The organism is Pseudomonas cremoricolorata (genome assembly GCF_000759535.1).
GTDB lineage: Bacteria > Pseudomonadota > Gammaproteobacteria > Pseudomonadales > Pseudomonadaceae > Aquipseudomonas > Aquipseudomonas cremoricolorata_A.
This window is the reverse complement of the sequence record NZ_CP009455.1, coordinates 4178021-4196013: the sequence shown is the minus strand read 5'-3', so window position 1 is coordinate 4196013 and position 17993 is coordinate 4178021. Positions and strand designations below refer to the sequence as shown.

The 17993-nt window shown below is 65.3% G+C and carries 17 protein-coding genes and 1 pseudogene; 9 read left to right on the top strand and 9 right to left on the bottom strand.

The genetic code is table 11. The annotated features are described in order from the left end of the window. Window positions 1–167: 167 nt before the first annotated feature. Together LK03_RS19030 and LK03_RS19025 are read right to left on the bottom strand one after the other, a co-directional pair. Entirely contained in the window at window positions 168–809 is a 642-nt protein-coding gene (locus LK03_RS19030; RefSeq protein ID WP_038414045.1) for a 4Fe-4S single cluster domain-containing protein, read from the bottom strand. Between the two features lie 2 nt (window positions 810–811). Next, window positions 812–2711 (bottom strand): annotated as a pseudogene (locus LK03_RS19025) (AAA family ATPase). A gap of 229 nt (window positions 2712–2940) precedes the next feature. On the opposite strand from LK03_RS19025, the gene LK03_RS19020 reads away from it, so the two are divergent. Together LK03_RS19020 and LK03_RS19015 are read left to right on the top strand one after the other, a co-directional pair. Beyond that, on the top strand, window positions 2941–3264 hold the full coding sequence (locus LK03_RS19020; RefSeq protein WP_038414044.1) for a hypothetical protein: 324 nt from the start codon (window positions 2941–2943) through the stop codon (window positions 3262–3264). Window positions 3265–3348: 84 nt separating this feature from the next. Continuing rightward, window positions 3349–3702, top strand: a complete 354-nt coding sequence (locus tag LK03_RS19015; protein ID WP_038414043.1) for an SH3 domain-containing protein — start codon at window positions 3349–3351, stop codon at window positions 3700–3702. Window positions 3703–3787: 85 nt separating this feature from the next. On the opposite strand, the gene trbK is transcribed toward LK03_RS19015, so the two are convergent. Next, on the bottom strand, window positions 3788–4045 hold the full coding sequence (trbK, locus tag LK03_RS19010; protein WP_038414042.1) for an entry exclusion lipoprotein TrbK: 258 nt from the start codon (window positions 4043–4045) through the stop codon (window positions 3788–3790). 530 nt (window positions 4046–4575) lie between these two features. Between trbK and LK03_RS19005 the strand changes: the two genes are divergently transcribed. From LK03_RS19005 to LK03_RS18985, 5 genes are all read left to right on the top strand, one after another. Next, window positions 4576–4776 carry a hypothetical protein gene (locus LK03_RS19005; RefSeq protein WP_038414041.1) on the top strand — a complete coding sequence of 67 codons (201 nt, stop codon included), beginning with the start codon at window positions 4576–4578 and terminating at the stop codon, window positions 4774–4776. A gap of 325 nt (window positions 4777–5101) precedes the next feature. Then, a complete protein-coding gene (locus LK03_RS19000; protein ID WP_038414040.1) occupies window positions 5102–5824 on the top strand; it encodes an AraC family transcriptional regulator in 723 nt (240 codons plus the stop codon). Between the two features lie 237 nt (window positions 5825–6061). Further along, a complete protein-coding gene (locus LK03_RS18995) occupies window positions 6062–7375 on the top strand; it encodes a TolC family protein (protein WP_049870622.1) in 1314 nt (437 codons plus the stop codon). After that, the gene (locus LK03_RS18990; RefSeq protein ID WP_038414039.1) at window positions 7372–8514 is read left to right on the top strand and encodes an HlyD family secretion protein; all 1143 of its coding nucleotides are present in this window, start codon (window positions 7372–7374) and stop codon (window positions 8512–8514) included. The genes LK03_RS18995 and LK03_RS18990 overlap by 4 nt, the downstream gene beginning before the upstream one ends. Beyond that, window positions 8504–10015 (top strand): DHA2 family efflux MFS transporter permease subunit, encoded by a 1512-nt coding sequence (locus LK03_RS18985; protein ID WP_038414038.1) that lies wholly within the window; start codon window positions 8504–8506, stop codon window positions 10013–10015. The genes LK03_RS18990 and LK03_RS18985 overlap by 11 nt, the downstream gene beginning before the upstream one ends. A 25-nt stretch (window positions 10016–10040) precedes the next feature. Here the strand turns inward: LK03_RS18985 and LK03_RS18980 are convergent, their stop codons facing one another. Beyond that, a complete protein-coding gene (locus tag LK03_RS18980) occupies window positions 10041–11459 on the bottom strand; it encodes a GGDEF domain-containing protein (RefSeq protein ID WP_038414037.1) in 1419 nt (472 codons plus the stop codon). A gap of 152 nt (window positions 11460–11611) precedes the next feature. Beyond that, a complete protein-coding gene (locus tag LK03_RS18975) occupies window positions 11612–13444 on the bottom strand; it encodes an SLC13 family permease (protein ID WP_038414036.1) in 1833 nt (610 codons plus the stop codon). A gap of 226 nt (window positions 13445–13670) precedes the next feature. Here LK03_RS18975 and LK03_RS18970 point away from each other — a divergent pair, with 226 nt between their 5' ends. Then, window positions 13671–14831: a GGDEF domain-containing protein gene (locus LK03_RS18970; RefSeq protein ID WP_038414035.1), complete on the top strand. Its 1161-nt coding sequence runs from the start codon at window positions 13671–13673 to the stop codon at window positions 14829–14831. 14 nt (window positions 14832–14845) lie between these two features. On the opposite strand, the gene LK03_RS18965 is transcribed toward LK03_RS18970, so the two are convergent. Beyond that, the gene (locus LK03_RS18965; RefSeq protein ID WP_038414034.1) at window positions 14846–15151 is read right to left on the bottom strand and encodes an RcnB family protein; all 306 of its coding nucleotides are present in this window, start codon (window positions 15149–15151) and stop codon (window positions 14846–14848) included. Between the two features lie 114 nt (window positions 15152–15265). Here LK03_RS18965 and LK03_RS18960 point away from each other — a divergent pair, with 114 nt between their 5' ends. Beyond that, on the top strand, window positions 15266–15616 hold the full coding sequence (locus LK03_RS18960; protein WP_038414033.1) for a hypothetical protein: 351 nt from the start codon (window positions 15266–15268) through the stop codon (window positions 15614–15616). A 7-nt stretch (window positions 15617–15623) separates the two neighbouring features. Here LK03_RS18960 and LK03_RS18955 read toward each other — a convergent pair whose 3' ends face one another. From LK03_RS18955 to LK03_RS18945, 3 genes are all read right to left on the bottom strand, one after another. Then, on the bottom strand, window positions 15624–16391 hold the full coding sequence (locus LK03_RS18955) for an SDR family oxidoreductase (RefSeq protein ID WP_038414032.1): 768 nt from the start codon (window positions 16389–16391) through the stop codon (window positions 15624–15626). A 23-nt stretch (window positions 16392–16414) separates the two neighbouring features. After that, window positions 16415–17482 carry a phosphotransferase family protein gene (locus LK03_RS18950; RefSeq protein WP_038414031.1) on the bottom strand — a complete coding sequence of 356 codons (1068 nt, stop codon included), beginning with the start codon at window positions 17480–17482 and terminating at the stop codon, window positions 16415–16417. A gap of 190 nt (window positions 17483–17672) precedes the next feature. Further along, window positions 17673–17990: an SCP2 sterol-binding domain-containing protein gene (locus tag LK03_RS18945; protein WP_038414030.1), complete on the bottom strand. Its 318-nt coding sequence runs from the start codon at window positions 17988–17990 to the stop codon at window positions 17673–17675. Between the last annotated feature and the right edge of the window lie 3 nt (window positions 17991–17993).

Genomic DNA, 17993 nt, shown 5'->3' with positions numbered 1-17993 from the left:
CAGGCGACCCTGCGGCTGGCGCCGGCGCGGGCGCCGCCGACCTGATCGGTTCGGCGGACAAATCCCAACCACACGGCTGGCCATCCACGCTGCCGGCGCAGAACAGCTCGTCGAGGCCGCGCTCGGTGTGGCAATTGGGGCAAAAACGAATCATCGGTGAACTCCACTCAGCGCCGCGGTCGGTGCGCGCTGGTCTGAATCTGGTGGCCCTGGTCCTGCAACAGGTCGTGCAGGCGCAACAGGTCGCCACGTTGGGGTATGCCAGCCATCCACACGCTGCCCGCCTCATCGAACATCACGTCGAGGGCTTTGTCGGCCGCCTGCAAGGGACGCTCGTAGCTGCCCAGACGTTCCCGTCCAAGCGCCGTCAGCAGGTTCAGGCGCTGGTTGTCGCTGCCGCGCAAGGCCAGGGTCTGTGGGCTGTCCAGCTCAAATGGGTCGCTGATCAGCGCGTCGATCAGCCCGTGGGCCTGGGCCAAGTGTCTGTGTAGTGCTTCAACTGGGTAGCCGCTGTAGACCAGAATGTCGCCGCCGCTGCGCTGGCGCAGGCCGTGCAGTAATGCCAGCAGGGCGTCGGACTGTTCGAACGGTTCCCCTCCAGACACCGTGATGCCGTCGGCTTCGGCCAGCCACGGGCTGATCTCATCGAGCAAGGCCTCGACGCTCAGCCAGCGGTGGCCCGGCCCCCAGGTGTCGGCGGAAATACACCCCGGGCAGCGAATGCTGCAGCCTTGCAGCCAGATCCCAACGCGCCGTCCCGGCCCCAGCGTAGTGACCGGAAAGTGCACCCGTGACAGGCTCAGTTGCACGCTCAAAGGCGTTGCACGGTGAGGCCGGCAAGGTCGACGGCGGTGATGCTCAGCGCTTCGCCGGGCTTGATGTCCTGGTCGAACAGCACCCGCGCCAGCGGGTTGAGCAGGCGCGCTTCGAGCTGGTTGCGAATGCCGCGCCCGCCATTGGACAAATCTTCAAGGCACAGCGCGCGCAAGGTCTGCTCGGCCGGCTCGCTGAGACTCACCTGATAGCCTTGCGCGTGCAGGTCGGCGAAGGTGCCGGCGACCATCTGCTGGAAGATCTGCGCTGCCACATCTTCACGGATGAAGTCGAAGACGATGATGTTCTCGCCGATGCGGTTGAGAATTTCCGGGCGGTTGAGCACCAGCTTGAAATAACGCTCGATTTCACTGTTGACCTTGTCCTGCACCTGCTCGAACGGCTCGGTGGGCAGCACGTTGGCGACCCGTTCGCCGTTCTCGCCCTGGCGGTAGATGCCCAGGTTGGAGGTGAAAACGATCAGCGCTTCGGAAAAGTACACCCGGTCGCCGCGCCCGGAGGTGAGCACGCCGTCGTCGAGAATCTGCAGGAATTTATCGAGGATGCGCGGGTGGGCTTTTTCGATTTCATCGAACAGCACCACGCTGAAGGGTTTTTCGCGGATGGCGTTGGTCAGCTCGCCGCCGACGTCATAGCCGACATAGCCCGGCGGTGCGCCGATCAGGCGCTGGTCGGCGTGCTCGGCACTGAACTCCGACATGTCGAAGCGAATGTAGGCGCTTTCATCGCCGAACAGCAGGCGGGTGATGGTCTTGGCCAGTTCGGTCTTGCCGACCCCGGTGGGGCCGGCGAGGAAGGCCACCCCGCGCGGGCGATTGCCCTTGCGGCTGGCGCCGACGCCGGTGAGCGCCCGCTTGACGATGTCGAGCATGTGCGTCACCGCGTGCTGCTGGCCCTTGACCCGCTGCTGGACGATGTCATGGGCGCCGCGGATACGCGTGCGGTCCAGTTGCAGCCACGGGTCTTCGGTGACGCCGACCTTGTAGCGGCGCACGGCGTCGGCGATCTGCGTCATGTCCACGCCCTCGACCCGCGCCAGCTGGGCGATGGCGCTGAGGTCAAGCAGCAATAGCCCTTCGGTGTTCTCGACAAAGGCCTCGACCGCCTGCTGCAGCGCTTCGGGTTCGGCGCCCTGGCTGCCGGCAAGGCCGCGCAGCAAGGCCGGGGCCAGGGCGCGGCGGCAGCGCTGGTCGGGCTTGCCCACCGGCACGTGGCGCAGGCGCGGGTTGTCCACCAGCAGCCAGTCGGGCAGGTCGCCTTCCTTTTCCACCAGCCACAGCACGCTGTTGAAGAACGGTTTGCGCTGTTCTCCGGCCGGGCGGCTGCGGGCCTGATGCGACTGCACCAGGGCCTGGGTGAACAGGCGGTGCTCGGTGGCGCTGAGGTTGTCGTTGCGCACCGCCAGGCGCGAGGCGAAATCAATGATCAGCGCCACCGGTTCGGCGCTGTGCGCCACCAGGCGGCTGAGGGTCGCGCTGAGCAGGTCGATGCCGGCCGGGGCGAAACCGTCCACAGGATTCAGACCAAAACCGCGCAGCAGCGCATGGCTGGCGCTGGGGTCGCCCCCGGGTCGGGTCAGGGCGCTGAAGCCGGCCACCGGGTCCCATAGCAGGACGTGGCCATAGCCGCTGTCGAGCAGCGCGGTGCACAGGGTCTGGTTGAAGCTCTGCGCGGTGACGGCGCCGGGCGCGACCTCGGAGGCTTGCAGGTCACGGATGTTGCCTGACAGCACGAACTGGCTCTTGAGGGGTAGAAAGCGCAGCAGGTCGCGCAGCCAGCGTGGACGTTCGAAATGGGCAATCCCTGTCATGTGCGTGCTCGCAGCGCTGGTCGATAGGGCAGGGTATTGCTGGCAACGCGGTTTTTCCAGTGTTGATGTAGGAAAGTGCTTTGGTGATCACCCGAGCGATGAGCGTTGGCAGACCGGGTGAGTTGGGACGGATCGACGCTGTTTGGCATGCCAGCAGACCATCTACCACGGGGCCTCCAGCCGATCATCTGATTTCATCGGCCACGTCGATCATGTCCTTGCTTCCCGCTTCGCTTGGGCTACGGTTGCGGGTGTGCGATCGAATCAATACGCCTTTAGTCGAAGGAGCCAGCGACATGCGAATCCGTGGTGACCAGTTCTGGTCATGGGCCGACCCCAACCTGCACCATCGCCGCCATGATGAGACCCTCGCCAACGGCACCTGTATCGATGTGCAGGTGCGTCTCTCGCGCACGGGCGCCACGCAGTTGTTTTTCGGCGTCTATGCCGTGTCGGGTGCCGCCCTGCATGAAGAGGCGTTCGATGCCAGGCCCGGAGAGTCCATGACCCGTGCCCTGGCCTGGGGCGTTGCAAGAGCCCGCGCCATTGCCTCCGGCACGCTGACCATGGCTGGCGTGGCAGGCGTGCCGGCCCCGCGTCTACGCGCCTACATGCGTTGATTGCGCAAGCAGGCGCTGGCCGCGTCAGGTTGTGTCGTCACCCTCTGCTAGGCTCGGCGGATGTCCGCAGCCAGGGAGTGGCGCATGAAGTACGTGGTCATCAAGTCACACCGCAGCGAGTATCCGCAGCCTATCTGCTTCGCCAAAGGCGCACTGCTTACGGTTGGCCAACGGTTCGAAGGCCACGATGGCTGGCAGGACTGGTACCTGTGCAGTTGCCAGGCCCAGACGCCAGGCTGGGTGCCAGCGCAGATCATCGAAGCGCTCGGCGTCGGCCAGGGCCGCGCCCGCGAGCCCTACAATGCCCACGAACTGGACGTCGACCCTGGGCAATTGATCGAAACCCTGCGCGCGCTCAATGGCTGGTACTGGTGCCGGCGCCTGAGCAATGGCGAGCTTGGTTGGCTGCCGGGGGAGGTGTTGCATTTGCAGGGGTGAGGAGGGGCAGGCATATCTGCCATGAAACCACCGCTCGGGTCTGACCGAGTAGCGCACCCCACCCCGCAGGCGTGATCGAGCCGATTCAGAAATCGTCTTTCGGACTCTTCTTGAAGGTCCAGTCAGTCAGTTTCTTGTTTTCGTTCTGTTCAGTAAGCAGCTTGTGGCAGGCGTCCTTGAACTGCTGTTTGTTCGCTTGCTTGGACAAACCGGCCAACTGCTGTTCGTACTGGTCGGGCGCGCAGGTGACCGTGGTCGCCTCGGGGACTTTTTCTTCCGAGCAACCCGCCAGCAGCAGGGCAATGCCCAGTGCTGCGCCCAGTGAAGTCCATTTGATCAGCATGTTTCGTTCCTTTTTCGATAGGTCGGTGGCACATAGACGGGCCTTGTGAAGCCCAGCGCTAGCCTAACGACGGTTCTCTGCAATTGCTACAGCCTGTCACCGCATCAGCGCTGCCGGCTCATCTGATCTGCTTTTTTTCCAAGAACCTGCATCTGTAACCGTATCAGTCCGAGGCGGAAAATGCCTACCAGCCCCAGCCATCGATTCCGGCCTGTGCTGGGCAGGTCGCACTGCGCCGCAGGTGGCGCGCGTCGGCCAGGCCGTTGGTTCACGCAGAGTAGAGGTTCGCAATGGGCAAGATGGCATGGTTCATCGGTGGTTTTCTCGTGCTGGCAATCGTCATTGGCCTGCTCGGCACCATACCGCCGAACTGAGCACCACGGTACGGCCTGTCTGGCGCGCAGGCAGGCCCGAGGCCGCCGTCCAGGCAGTGATCGCTGATCTTGCTTGTGTCAACAGGCACAGGTCATCACTTCTTCATGTCACGTCGGTTAACCTGCGCAGCGTTTCGAGCAGGGGAGCAAGTGCGAGTGATCAGGCAACACGACAACGGCGTGACCGCCATAGGCCGGTGGCGCAATCAGTTTCTGGGCTTGCCCGGGTTTCACGAAGACGACTATCAGCGCGCGTTGCTCCAGGCGCAGGCGCTCGAGCATGACGGGGTCATCAGCACCCGCGAATGGATCGAACTGGTTAGGCAAGCCAACGAAGCGTTGCTGACGGTGCGATAAAGCGATGGATAGTGGGGAATCTGTCCACAAAAAGCGTGGGTAGGTCTGTGGATAACGCGCTGGATGCCATGACCTTCAAGGCTTGGCCAGGTTTGGACATAATTTGTACAGATGTTCGTGGATCGCATAGGGCTGCAGGATGCTGGCGCCGACTGTGCATCAACAGGTCCTGAACCCACCCTTCAAGTGCCGAATTCGTGAGAATTGCTGAAAACGCCTCGATTCTGAATACGGATTGCTCTGTGACCCGTCTGGGTGGCACACACGGCAACGTTCTAACCGCCGGCCTCGGTATACTGCTGCTCCGTTTCAAGGAACAGCACCCATGCAAGCACTGGTCATGGATTACGCCCACGGCGCCGCCGTGGCCGAGCACTGCCACAGCGACGATCAACTGATCTACGCCGCGTGTGGCGTGATGCGGGTCAGCACTGCCGCAGGCAGTTGGGTGATTCCAGCAGGCCACGCGCTGTGGATGCCGGCGGGGGTCGAGCATGCCGTGCGCATGGAGGGCTCGGTAGGCATGCGCACCTTGCTGTTGCCGGCGCGGGTCGAAGGGTGTGAGGTGATCGTCGTCTCGGGCCTGCTGCATGCGCTGGTCCTCGCGGCCTCGCGTTTGCTCGAACGTGAGGCAAGCGCCTCGGCGCAGGCGCTGATCTTCGCTGAACTGGCTACGGCCCAGCGCATTTCGGCCTTCGTTCCCATACCCCATCACCCGCGCCTGCGCGGCTGGTGCGAAGCCTTCCTCGATGACCCGGCCCAAGACATCAGCCTCCAACAGTGTGGCGCACGCCTGAACCTCAGCGCCCGTAGCGTTGCACGCCTGTTTCAGCGGGAAGTGGGCATGACCTTCGGCGAGTGGCACACCCATGCGCGGGTCATGCTGAGTCAGCGCTGCCTGGCGGCCGGGCAGCCGATTCTTGCCGTCGCCCTCGATCATGGCTACCAGAGCGCCAGCGCCTTCGCCGCGATGTTCAAACGCGTGCTTGGACTGAGCCCTCGGCACTGGCAGCTGAACACCCTGCAACAGCGCGGCGTGGTGCGCTGAACCCCTGCTGTCCATTTCGCGCGCACGCTTGTCCGCTTCGCGGCGGCGGGCTCATCAGGCGCTTGGTTAACCTCGCTTCACCTTGATTGAAGCGATGCCGTCATGCCTACCGTTGCGCCTTTGATTACCCTGCGCGCTTGCGCTGTCGCCGCCCTGGCGACGCTGCTCGGCGCCTGTGCGGCACCCGCATTGCCCGAGCCGCCTCAGCCGGTGCTGCAGCTCGAGCGTCCTGCCCGGCTGCCGGCAGGCCTGAGTGAACAACCGCTGCCGAGGCGCTGGTGGTCGGTGCTGGATGATCCACGACTGGATCGCTGGGTCGAGCGCGCCCTGGCGCACAACCAGCGCCTGGCTGAAGCCGATGCGCATATTCAGGCGTTGCTGGCGGGCCTCGACGCTGCGCAGGCACAGCGCTTACCGACCACCGCGCTGGGCCTGGCGGCCGATTATGGCAAGCACGCCGACGACCAGACCCTGGCCGCTGCCGAAGATCGCCATACCTCCGCGCGCTGGCATTTGAGCCCCGCCTTCGACCTGAGTTACCAGATCGACATCTGGGGTCAGGTGCGCGCTGCCATCGAGCGGGCCAGGGCCCGTGTCGAGGCCGCGCAGGCGGCGCGGGAACTGCTGCGCTTGCAGGTCGCGCTGCAGACCAGTCGCGCCTATCTCGACCAGTGTGCCGCTCAGGCTCGGCTGGATCAGACCCTGCAAGCCCTGGACAACCTGCAACGCAGCGTGGGCCTGATCAAGCGTAGGCAACGCGCGGGGCTTGCGACCGCGCTGGACGTGGAGCGGTTGCTGGCCCTGCGCGATACCCAGCGCACGGCTCTGGCGCAGTGGCAGGCGGCACGCCAGATCGCCGGTTTCGAACTGAGCCAACTGAGCGGGCAGGCGCAACTCGATGAGTCCAACCCGTGCAGCACCCTCCCTGAGCCCCGTGGGGCACTGCCGTTGGGCGATGGCTGGCCGCTGCTGGCGCGACGTCCGGACCTGCGCCAGGCCGAACGCGAGTTGCGCGCAGCGAGCCTGGGCGTGCAGGTGGCCGCAGCCGACTTGTATCCGCAGGTGCGTTTCGGCGGCGCGCTGGCGGCCAGTGCCAGCCACCTCGATGGCCTGGGCGACAGCCGGGCGCTCACCTTCGGCATTGGCCCATTGATCACTTGGCAATTTCCCAACGTGCGCGCCAACCGCGCCAGGGTCGATCAGGCCCAGGCGCTGCGCCTGGGGCAGATCGCTCGTTACCACGCTGTCGCCTTGGCGGCACTGAAGCAGGTGCGTCAGGCGCTGGCCGAGTACAGCGCCGCGCAGCACGCACTGGACGCAGCGCACGCAGCCCTCGAACACGGCCAGCAGGCGCAGCGACTGGTGCGCCATGGACTGGCGGCCGGCAGCGTCGATGGCTTGGCCTTGCTGGACAGCGAACGACAGCTGCTTGAGCTGCGCGCTCGACACGTCGATGCCCGGGTGCGTCTGGCCCAGGCACAACTGATGTTGCTGCACGCCCTTGGCGGGCGCTGGCAGCCCGACTCCCCAGAAACGGAAAGCTCCCCATGAACGTTGCCGTCAGTGCTTCGACCGACGCTGTGCATACCCCGCCAGCGACCCTCAACCGCCGCCGGATCGTGCTGATCAGCGCCGGTCTGGCCGCGCTGCTGGCGTTGGCCGCCTACGGCAGCGACTGGTGGCTCGCTGCTCGCTTCCTGCAAAGCACCGACGATGCCTACGTGCATGCCGATTGGGTAGCGCTGAGTTCGCGGGTGCCGGGCCATGTCGCGCAAGTGCTGGTTGCTGACGACCAGCCGGTCAAGGCCGGCGATATCCTCGTGCGTTTGCAGGAACGTGACTATCGAGCTCATCTGCAACAGGGACACGCGGCGGTCGCGCAAGCCGAGGCGGCGCTCGCTGCCGGGGCGGCCGACCAGCAGGTCGCGCAGGCGCGCATCGATCAGCAACGAGCGGCCGTCGTCCAGGCGCAGGCCGCAGTGCGCAGCGCGCTGGCCGAACACCAGCGAAGCCAGCTGGACGTGCGGCGTTATCGTGATCTAGTCAGTGATCACGCGGCCACCGCTCAGCGTCTGGAACGTGTTCGCGCCACCGCCGCCCAGGCCGAAGCGGCGTGGCGGGGTGCCGAGGCCGCGCTGCGCGCACGTCAGGCCCAGGCGGCCATGGCCCAGGCCCAGGCCGAGCAGGCTGTAGCCGCCCAGCGCCAGCGACTCGCGGCGCTGCGCAGTGCCCGCGCACGTCAGACGCTGGCCGAGCACGATGTCGAGGACACCGTGCTGCGTGCACCGGTCGATGGCGTCGTCGGGCAGCGCCGGGTACGCGCCGGTCAATACGTGGTACCGGGCCAGCCGTTGCTGGCCGTGGTGCCGTTGCAGCAGGCCTACGTGGTCGCCAACTACAAGGAAACCCAACTGGCGGCGATGCGCCCTGGCCAGCCCGTGCGGATCGAGGTCGACAGCTTTCCCGGCATGTCCCTGAGCGGGCGGGTGGCAAGCGTGTCACCGGCCTCGGGCAACGTGTTTGCGCTGCTGCCGTCCGACAATGCCACCGGCAATTTCACCAAGATCGTCCAACGTTTTCCGGTACGCATCACGCTCGATCGGTTGCCTGCGGGCCTGGCGCTGCGGCCGGGCATGTCGGTGCTGAGCCAGGTCGACACCCGCCCGGAGGGTGCTGCCGATGCGCACTGAGGCAGTGTCCACGCGGGCCTGGGTGGCGGTGTTCGGCGGCTTGCTCGGCTGTTTCATGGCGGGTATGAACGTGCACGTCACCAGCGCCGCGCTGCCGGAGATCCGCGGTTCGCTTGGCGCGAGTTTCGAGGAAGGTTCGTGGATTTCCACGGCCTACCTGGTCGCAGAGATCGTCATGATTCCGCTGACGGCCTGGCTGGTCGAGGTGTTCTCCCTGCGCCGGGTGATGTGGGGCGGTTCGTTGCTGTTCCTGTTGGCTTCACTTGCCTGTTCTGCGGCGCCTAACCTGTCGAGCATGATCGTGCTGCGGGTGATTCAGGGCGCAGCCGGTGCCGTGCTGATTCCGCTGTCGTTCCAGCTGATCATCACCCAGTTGCCGGCAAGCAGAATGGCCATGGGCATGGCGCTGTTCAGCCTTGCCAACAGCGTTGCCCAGGCTGCGGGGCCGTCGATTGGCGGCTGGCTGACCGATGCCTATTCCTGGCGCTGGATCTTCTACCTGCAATTGCTGCCAGGGGCGCTGCTGCTCTGGGCCATTGCCTGGTCGATCGATGCCAGGCCCATGCAGCTGGCTTTGCTGCGCCGGGGCGACTGGTTGGGCATCGCGGCGATGGTGTTCGGTCTTGGCGGCTTGCAGATCGTGCTGGAGGAAGGCGGTCGACTCGACTGGTTCGAGTCAAGGCTGATCGTCGGCCTGAGCCTGCTGGCCGGCATCGCCCTGACGGTGTTCGTGGCCACGCAGTTGTTCGGCAAGCGCGCGTTCATCAACCTGCGCCTGCTCGGCCATTACAACTTCGGGGTCGCCAGTGTGGCGATGTTCGTGTTCGGTGCGGCTACCTTTGGCCTGGTGTTCCTGGTGCCTAATTACCTGTCGCAGATCCAGGGTTACAGCGCCCATGACGTCGGCGTGGCGTTGATCGCCTATGGGCTGGTGCAACTGCTGCTGGCGCCCTTGATGCCGACCCTGATGGGCTGGACCAGTGCCAAGTTCATGGTCGCCAGCGGTTTTCTGATCATGGCCCTGGGCTGTTGGCTGGGCGCGAGCCTGAGCGCTGACAGCGCGGCCAACGTGATCATTCCCTCGACCGTGGTACGTGGTATCGGCCAGCCCTTCATCATGGTCGCGCTGTCGGTGCTGGCCGTCGCCGGGCTGGACAAAGCCCAGGCGGGCTCGGCCTCGGCGGTGTTCTCGATGCTGCGCAACCTGGGTGGCGCCATCGGCACCGCGGTGCTGACGCAGATCGTCGCCAGCCGTGAGCGGCTGCACAGCGCGCGCCTGCACGAACAGCTCAACGCATTCGCCCCTGCCGTGCAGGAACGCCTGGGTGCGAACCCGTCTACCTGGCTGCCCGAGCAACAGCAAAGCTTGGAGGGCATCGCCCGCAGCGTGCGCCAGCAGGCCTACCTGATGGGCTATAGCGATGCCTTCTATCTTGCCTGCCTGGCGTTGCTGGGCTGCGCGTTGGCGGCGTTGCTGTTGCGCGGGCGGCGTGTGGGGTAAGCCAGCCACAGGTTGGGTAAGCCCCTCACACCACCTCGCGCCGCACCTGATACTGCACCACTCGATTGCGTCCCATTGCCTTGGCCTGGTACAGCGCCTGGTCGGCGTGGGCGAGCAGGGCGTCGAGGTGGTCGCCGGGGGTGGCCAGGCTCGAGCCGGACAGCCCTGTGCTGACGGTGATGTGCAGGCGCTGGCCCGCGTGTACCGGTGCCAGTTCTTCGATGGCGCGGCGCAAGCGCTCGGCGATGAAGCTGGCCTGGTGGGGTGCCACGCCGGACACCACGATGGCGAATTCTTCGCCGCCGAGGCGGGCGAACAGCGCAGCCTCAGGCAAGTGGTCCTGCACGGTGCGGGCGAACTGGCGCAGCACCAGATCACCGACGGCATGGCCGTGGCGGTCGTTGACGGCCTTGAAGTGATCGATGTCGAGCATCATCAGGGTCAGCGGCACGCGCGCGGCGCGACATTGCTCGAGCAGGCTGTCGGCCTTGTGGGTGAAGGCGCTGCGGCTCAGTGCACCGGTCAGGTGGTCGACCGCCGCTTGGTGCTCGAGACGCCCGAGCAGCAGGCGGTTGGCCTGGCTGACGCAGGCCACCAGCAGCGGGCCAAGTACCAGCATGGCGATGCCCAGGCGCGCCGACATCAATGCGGTGACCGCCGATTCGCTCTGCGGCAGGCTGAAATGCATGACGTTCTGTGCCACGGCCACGATCAGCGTGCTGCCGGTTCCCAGGGTCAGCAACGAAAGCAGAAACGGTGAATAACTCAGCGCGCACCACAGCAGTGCGGCGATGGGGAAAGCGATGGCGCCCGGGCCGCCGACCATCAGCCCGAAACCCAGGGCTGCTAGCAGCACCAGCAGCGGCGTAACGCGAATCGCCTGGCTGCCACCGCGCAGCAGTGTACGGGGCGCGGGTGCGGTGAGCACCAGCGGCAGCACTAGTACACTGGTCGAGAACTGTTCGCTGAACCAGGCCAACCAGGTGCTGCGCAGGGACTCTTCGAACCACGGCGTGGCCACCAGGCAGGCCAGGCTCGCAGCGACCACCGCCGCCAGGGCGCTGGCGCCCAGCAGATACAGCACCCCTTGGGCGGTGCGCAGGCGTCGCTGGGCCAGCGGCAGGCGCATCATCAGCCACCACAAGGTCAACACCGCGCCGAGGTTGCACAGGTTCAGCGATACCGCAGGGCCCCAGTCGCTGCCATAGGCCAGGTCTGCCGTAACCATCGCCGCATACACCAGGCCCCAGCCCAGCGGCGTGGCGCGTCGTGGATGGCGTAGCAGCAATCCGGCCAGTACCGCGTTCACCGGCCAGAACAACGACAGCGTAGCGAACGGTCGGGCCAGGATGCCGGCCAGCGTGAGCCCCAGCGTCAGGCTGAACAGCAGCACATAGGGCAACACGCGCGACTGGGCGGAAGACACCATGAACAGGACCTGCATCCGCGGTGAGTGGAAGGCGACAGACGGCCCTGCGGCCGGTCCTCGGCGGGAAATGCGCGCAGTGTGTTGCAACCGGGTAATTGATGTCAAACAGATATCATCGTGCCGATATCGGTACCGATAGTGCCTATAGCTCAGCGGTCATGACGGCTTCATGACAACGGGAACAGCCACGGCACCATCACCACGGTCACCAGCATCACCAGCAAGGTGAACGGCACGCCGACTTTGACGAAGTCGCCGAAGCGGTATTGCCCAGGCCCGAGCACCAGGGTGTTCACCGGTGAAGACACCGGGGTCATGAACGCGGCGGAGGCGGCCAGGGCCACGGTCATGGCGAATGGGTAGGGAGAAAGACCCAGCTGGCTCGCGGTGCTGATCGCCACCGGGGCCATCAGCACCGCAGTGGCGGTGTTGGAAATGAACAGGCCGATCACCGCGGTGAGCGCGAACAGGCAGGCCAGCATCACCTGCGGACCGGCGCCTCCAATCAGCTGCACCAGTGTGCTCACCACCAGGTCGATACCGCCGGTCTTCTGCAACGCCAGGGCAAATGGCAGCATGCCGACGATCAATACCAGGCTCGGCCAGTGGATGGCGCGGTAGGCGCTGTTCATGTCGATGCAGCGCCCGGCGCCCATCAACAGGCAACCCACCAGCGCGGCCACCACGTTGGGCACCAGGCCGCTGACCATCAGCACCACCATCACCGCCAGGCTCAGCAGCGCCTGCGGTGCGCGTCGGCGGGCGGGCGCCACCTGGTCGATCTCGGCCGGCAGGCTGAGCACGAGAAAATCATGCGGCAGGGTCTGCAACTGGCGGATGGCTTTCCACGGGCCGACCATCAGCAAGGTGTCACCCATGCGCAGTGGGGTTTCCAGCAACTGCTCGTCGATGGCGCTCTGCTCGCGGCGCAGGCCCACCACGTTGAGGCCGTAGCGGCTGCGCAAGGCCGTGGCCAGCACGGTCTGGCCGATTAGCGCCGACCCTGGCGGCAGCGATACCTCGGCCATCCCCAGTTCCTGTGACTGGTCGATGAAATACGCCGCCTTGAAGCGCAAGGGTTCGAGCAGCATCGACTGGCACAGGCTGCGCAGGTTGTCGCCCTCGGCGAACAGGTCGAGCAACAGTACGTCGCCCTGGTGCAGCACGGTCGCCGAGTCGGGGTTGAGCACCCGTGTGGTCAGGTGATGCTGGCGCTCGATACCGATCACATTGGCGCCGTGCCGGGTGCGCAGCTTCAGCTCGCCCAGCGAGTGCCCGATCAACGGCGAGTGCGGGCGGATGCGCAGGCGCCGCTCGCGGCCGCTGAGGCGGTAGTCGAGCACCAGGTCATGCAAGGTGCGGCGGCTTTGCTCGCGGCCTTGATCGCCAGCCTCACCTTTGAGCCAGGTGCGCGTCAGCAGCATGTAGCCAACGCCCAGCAGCAGGACCACCAGGCCGAACGGGGTGAAGCTGAAGAAGCTGAAACCACTGCCCAGATGGCGCACCAGTTCGCTATGCACCACCACGTTCGGCGGGGTCGCCACCAGGCTCAGCATGCCGCTGATCAACCCGGCAAAGCTCAGCGGCATCATCAGCCGACCAGGCGCCACCCGCAGGCGCGCGGCGATGCTGAGCACGATGGGAATGAAGATCGCCACCACCCCGGTGGAACTCATCACCGAACCCAGCAAGGCCACCGCGACCATCAGCAGCACGAGCAGGCGCACCTCGCTGTTGCCGGCGGTCTCGCTCAGCCACTCGCCGATGCGGTAGGCAATGCCTGTGCGCACCAGCCCCTCGCCGATGACGAACAGCGCCGCGATCAGCACCACGTTGGGGTCGCTGAAACCGGCCAGGGCCTGCTCCAGGGTCAGCACCCCGGACAGCGGCAGGGCGAGGATCACCAGCAGGGCGACCACGTCCATGCGCGGACGATTGATGATGAACAGCGCGACGACGATGGCCAGCAGGCCAAGCACCCATAACAGCTCGAGATTCATGGGGGAGGTGGTCCTTCACTTCGGGATACGCGGGGAAAGGTTGCCAGTGTGCCAGCCCGCGCGGGATTGCGGGTTGATGTATTGCAGGCTTTTTCACCGCGCCGTAGAGCATCTGCGTCTGTTGGCTGCTGTTCTGTCCCGTTGGGTCATGGCTGCGCAGCTCGCAGGCCCCGTACACTCGCCCCAGGCCGCAGTGAAGACGGCCATCTGCCACACGGTGAAGAGCATGATTGCCCATACCCCGACGCTGTTCGGCGCGGTTGCCCTGGTGGCGACCATCCTGGCGTTTTGCCTGTTGCTGGTCGGCCGCGTCAATCGCCGCGATCCGCTGATCCTCACTGGCGCCGGCCTGCTGGTGCACGCCCTGGCCTATGTCTGCTACACGCTGTATGGGCAAGTATCGCTGTTGGTCAGCTATGGCTTGGGCAACAGCCTGCTGTCGCTGGCGGTGGCGCTGTACAGCGCCGGTCTGTTCCGTGTGCGCGAGCAGTCGGTGCCGTGGCGGCGCATCTTCCTGTTGCCGCTGAGCATGCTGGTGGGGTTGATGCTGCTGCTCGACACCCTTGAGCCACGCATGCTGCTGGCCTCGCTGCTGCTGATGGGGCAATGCGCGCTGTTGCTGTACTGGGCTCAGCGCCACCAGCAGTGGCAGGGCCGTGCGCACCTGCTGCTGTCGATCGGTGCGGTGATCAGCCTGGTTGGCCTCGGGCTACGGGTGGTGGCGGTGCTCAGTGGCGCTGCGGTAGAAATGCGCTACGACACCAGCAACCTCAAGCAGACCCTCTCGGTGAGCATCGGCACGGTGACGGTGATGATGTTTTCCATCGGCCTGGTGCTGATGGCCAAGGAGCGCAGTGAAGCGCGGCTGCAGCACATGGCCCTGCGCGACGGCCTGACCAGCACCTTCAACCGTCGCGCGATGCTCGCGCGTTTTTCCCAGGAACTACAGCGCTCGGCAGGCGGCGGGCATAGCTTGGCGGTCGCGATGATCGACATCGATCACTTCAAGCGCATCAACGATGTTCATGGCCATCAGGCCGGCGATGAGGTGCTGTGCCATTGCGTACGACAATTGCAGCAGCGTTTGCGGCGCAGCGATTGCCTGGGCCGCTGGGGAGGCGAGGAGTTTCTGTTGCTGCTGCCAGACACCGACCGCGAAGGGGCGCTGGCGATGCTCGATGACCTGCGCCGCACGCTTTCGGGCAACCCGGCACAGTTTGCCGGCCAGAGCATCGAGGTGCGTTTCAGCGTGGGCTTATGGTGTGGTGTGCCGCAGGGGGCAGACAGCACCGCATCGTTGATCGCTCAGGCCGATGCGGCGCTTTACCAGGCCAAGGCCAACGGGCGCAACGCGGTGCACCTGGTGGCCTTGCGTGAGGCCGGGTGAGCCTTTCAACTGACTCACTTGCCCGAATGAATCGCCAGCACCACACCGTTGGTGACCTGAACCAGCACGTACCGGCCGCCCATCTTCACCCATTGGCTTTCTTTTTCAGGCTCGGGCAGGCCCTTGGCTTTCCAGTCCTGAACGGCTTCTTCCTTGCGTTTGTACTGATCGGGGGCTTTGTCGCCCACTTCCAGTTCGCGGTTGTGAGTGTCAGGCGCCTTGATGCTTTCCTGGGTCGATTCGGCCGCATGGGCCACCACTGGCAGACCGGCAAGCGAGCCAGTGAACAGCAGGGCGCAGAGCAGAGAGTTGGCTTTCATACCGTCGTTCCTTGTAGGGCGGGTGTGCAGATTCCGACACCAGCCGCTACGGACAATTCACTCCAGGTGCAGGCCGGTGCTAGAGTCGCGTTCTTTTTTCGCGAGGAAGCGAACATGCGAGCACTTGTCCCGATGGCAGTCGCCTTGTTGATGGTGGGCTGCGCCTCATCGACCATGCAGGCTGCGCGCACCGGCGCACCGACTGCCCAGCTCGAATCGCGCAAGGCCCCCGACCGGGTTGCCCAGTGCATTCAATACAGCTGGCAGGATGAGGCGGTGTTCGGCGTCGATGCCAGCGGCTACCTCGACCCGCGCAAGGAAGGCGGCTTCACCGTGTACACCCGCGAGGCCGAGGCGTTCGTCGACGTTTACGCGCAAGGCGCGGGCAGTCGCGTCGATTTCTACGCCAAACAGCAGGACGCCGGGGCTCTGCGGCGCAAGGCCGCCGCTGCCACCTGCCTGTGAGGCCGCCTCAGGCCAGATAACCGCCATCGACGTTGAGGCTGGTGCCAGTGGTGTAGCTGGAGGCGGCGCTGGCCAGGTACAGCACCGCGCCAGCCATCTCGCTGGGCGCAGCCACGCGCTTGAGCGGGATGTGCTGCAAGGCGGCATCGAGGATGCTCGGGTTGTTGACCAGCGCCGAGGCGAACTTGGTGTCGGTCAGGCCCGGCAGCAGGGCGTTGCAGCGAATGCCGAACGGCGCGCACTCCTTGGCGAAGGCCTTGGTCATGTTGATCACCGCGGCCTTGGTGACCGAGTAGATGCCCTGGAAATGCCCGGGGCTGACGCCATTGATCGACGCCACGTTGATGATGCTGCCGCCGGCGCCCTCGCGCATCAGCTTGCCGGCGGCCACCGACATGAAGAAATAGCCGCGAATGTTCACGTCCACGGTCTTCTGGAACGCCGCAGGCTCGGTGTCGAGGATGTTGCAGAACTGCGGGTTGGTAGCGGCATTGTTGACCAGAATGTCCAATCGCCCGAAGCGTTGGCGGATCTCGGCGAAGGTCTGCTCGATCTGCTCCAGCTCGCCGATATGACACGCCAGCGCGCTGGCCTTGCCACCTGCTGCGGTGATCGCGTCTGCGACCTGCTGGCAGCCGTCGAGCTTGCGACTGGAGACGATGACATGGGCGCCGTGGGCGGCCAGCAGGTGGGCGATGGCTTCACCGATGCCGCGGCTGGCGCCGGACACCAGGGCGATCTTGCCGTCGAGGTCGAACAGGTTGGGGTTGGACATGCGGTGCTCCGGAAGGGGTCGGGTCAGAGGGGCGAACGTGCGATGACCTTCAAGGTCATTCGTTCCAGCAGACGGTTCATGTCGATGAACGCAGCGAAGCGCAGGTCTTTGGTCTGGCCGTGGAAATAGCGGTAGTAGATCTGTTGAATGATGCCGGCCAGGCGGAACAGACCGTACACATGGTAGAAGTCGACGTTGTCCAGGCGCAGGCCGCTGCGTTCTGCATAGTGGGCAACGAATTGTCGGCGGCTGAGCATGCCGGGGGCGTTGCTTGGTTGCCGGCGCATCTGCTGAATGGGCGCCGGGTCGTCGGCCTCGATCCAGTAGGCCAGGCTGTTGCCCAGGTCCATCAAAGGGTCGCCGACGGTGGCCATTTCCCAGTCCAGCACGCCGATGATGCGCGTTGGCTGTTGCGGATCGAGGATGACGTTGTCCAGGCGGTAATCGTTGTGGATGATTGCCGGATGCGGATGATCGGCCGGCTGGTGCTCGCGCAGCCAGGTGATGACCGCCTCCCAGCGGGGCGCATCGGCGGTCAGCGCCGCTTCGTAGCGGCTGGCCCAGCCCTCGATCTGCCGCTGCACGTAGCCTTGCGGCTTGCCCAGGTCGGCAAGGCCGCACGCCCGGTAATCGACCTGATGCAGCTCGACCAGGCGCTCGATGAAATGCTCGCACAACGTTCGGCTACCGGCAGCATCCAGGCCTGCGGCCTGGGGCAGATCGGCTCGCAGGATGATCCCCTCGACCCGCTGCATCACGTAGAACTCGCTGCCGATCACGGCCGGGTCGGCGCAGTGCAGATACGCCTTGGGGCAGTAGGCAAAGCCTGCGTTGAGGTGGTTGAGGATGTGAAACTCCCGCGCCATGTCATGGGCGCTTCTGGCCTTGTGGCCGAACGGTGGCCGGCGTAATACCAGGTCGCGCTCGGGGTAGCTGAGCAGGTAGGTGAGGTTCGAGGCGCCCCCTGGGAACTGGCGGATCGTCGGCGTGCCGTGCAGATCGGGTAGATGCGCCTTGAGCCAGGCGTCGACGGCCTGGGCGTCGAGTGCTTCGCCGGCGCGTGGCTGGGTCGCTTGATCGGTGAGTGACATGGCGCTTCCTTGGTTCTGGCCGCAGTTGCCGCTTTGGCTAACCTAGACAGCCCCGTCGGTACGGGCAAGCGGGTAGCGCTTGCATCGACCGGCGTGTTGCCGGGCAATCAGATCCCCTGATGGCGGCGGCAGACGAAAAAAAACCGAAGCCGGATGGCTTCGGTTTCTTCGGCAGGCGATCAGCTCGACCTCAGCCTGGGAACAGTTCGCTGAGTTTCATCGACAGCATCATGTCGCCTTCGACGCGCAGCTGGCCGCTCATGAATGCCTGCATGCCATCGGTTTCGCCACTGACGATACCCTTGAGGGTTTCGCTGTCCATCACCAGGGTGCAGTTGGCGTCCGGATTCTCGCCTTCCTGCAGTTCGCAGGTGCCGTCCTTGACGATCAGCGCATAAGCCTGGTCCTGATCGGTGATGTCGAAACCAAACACCAGGTCCAGGCCCTGGGCAGCAGTGGGGTTGAACTTCTCTTGCATCTTCTTGACGGCATCGGCTACGGAGGTCATGGC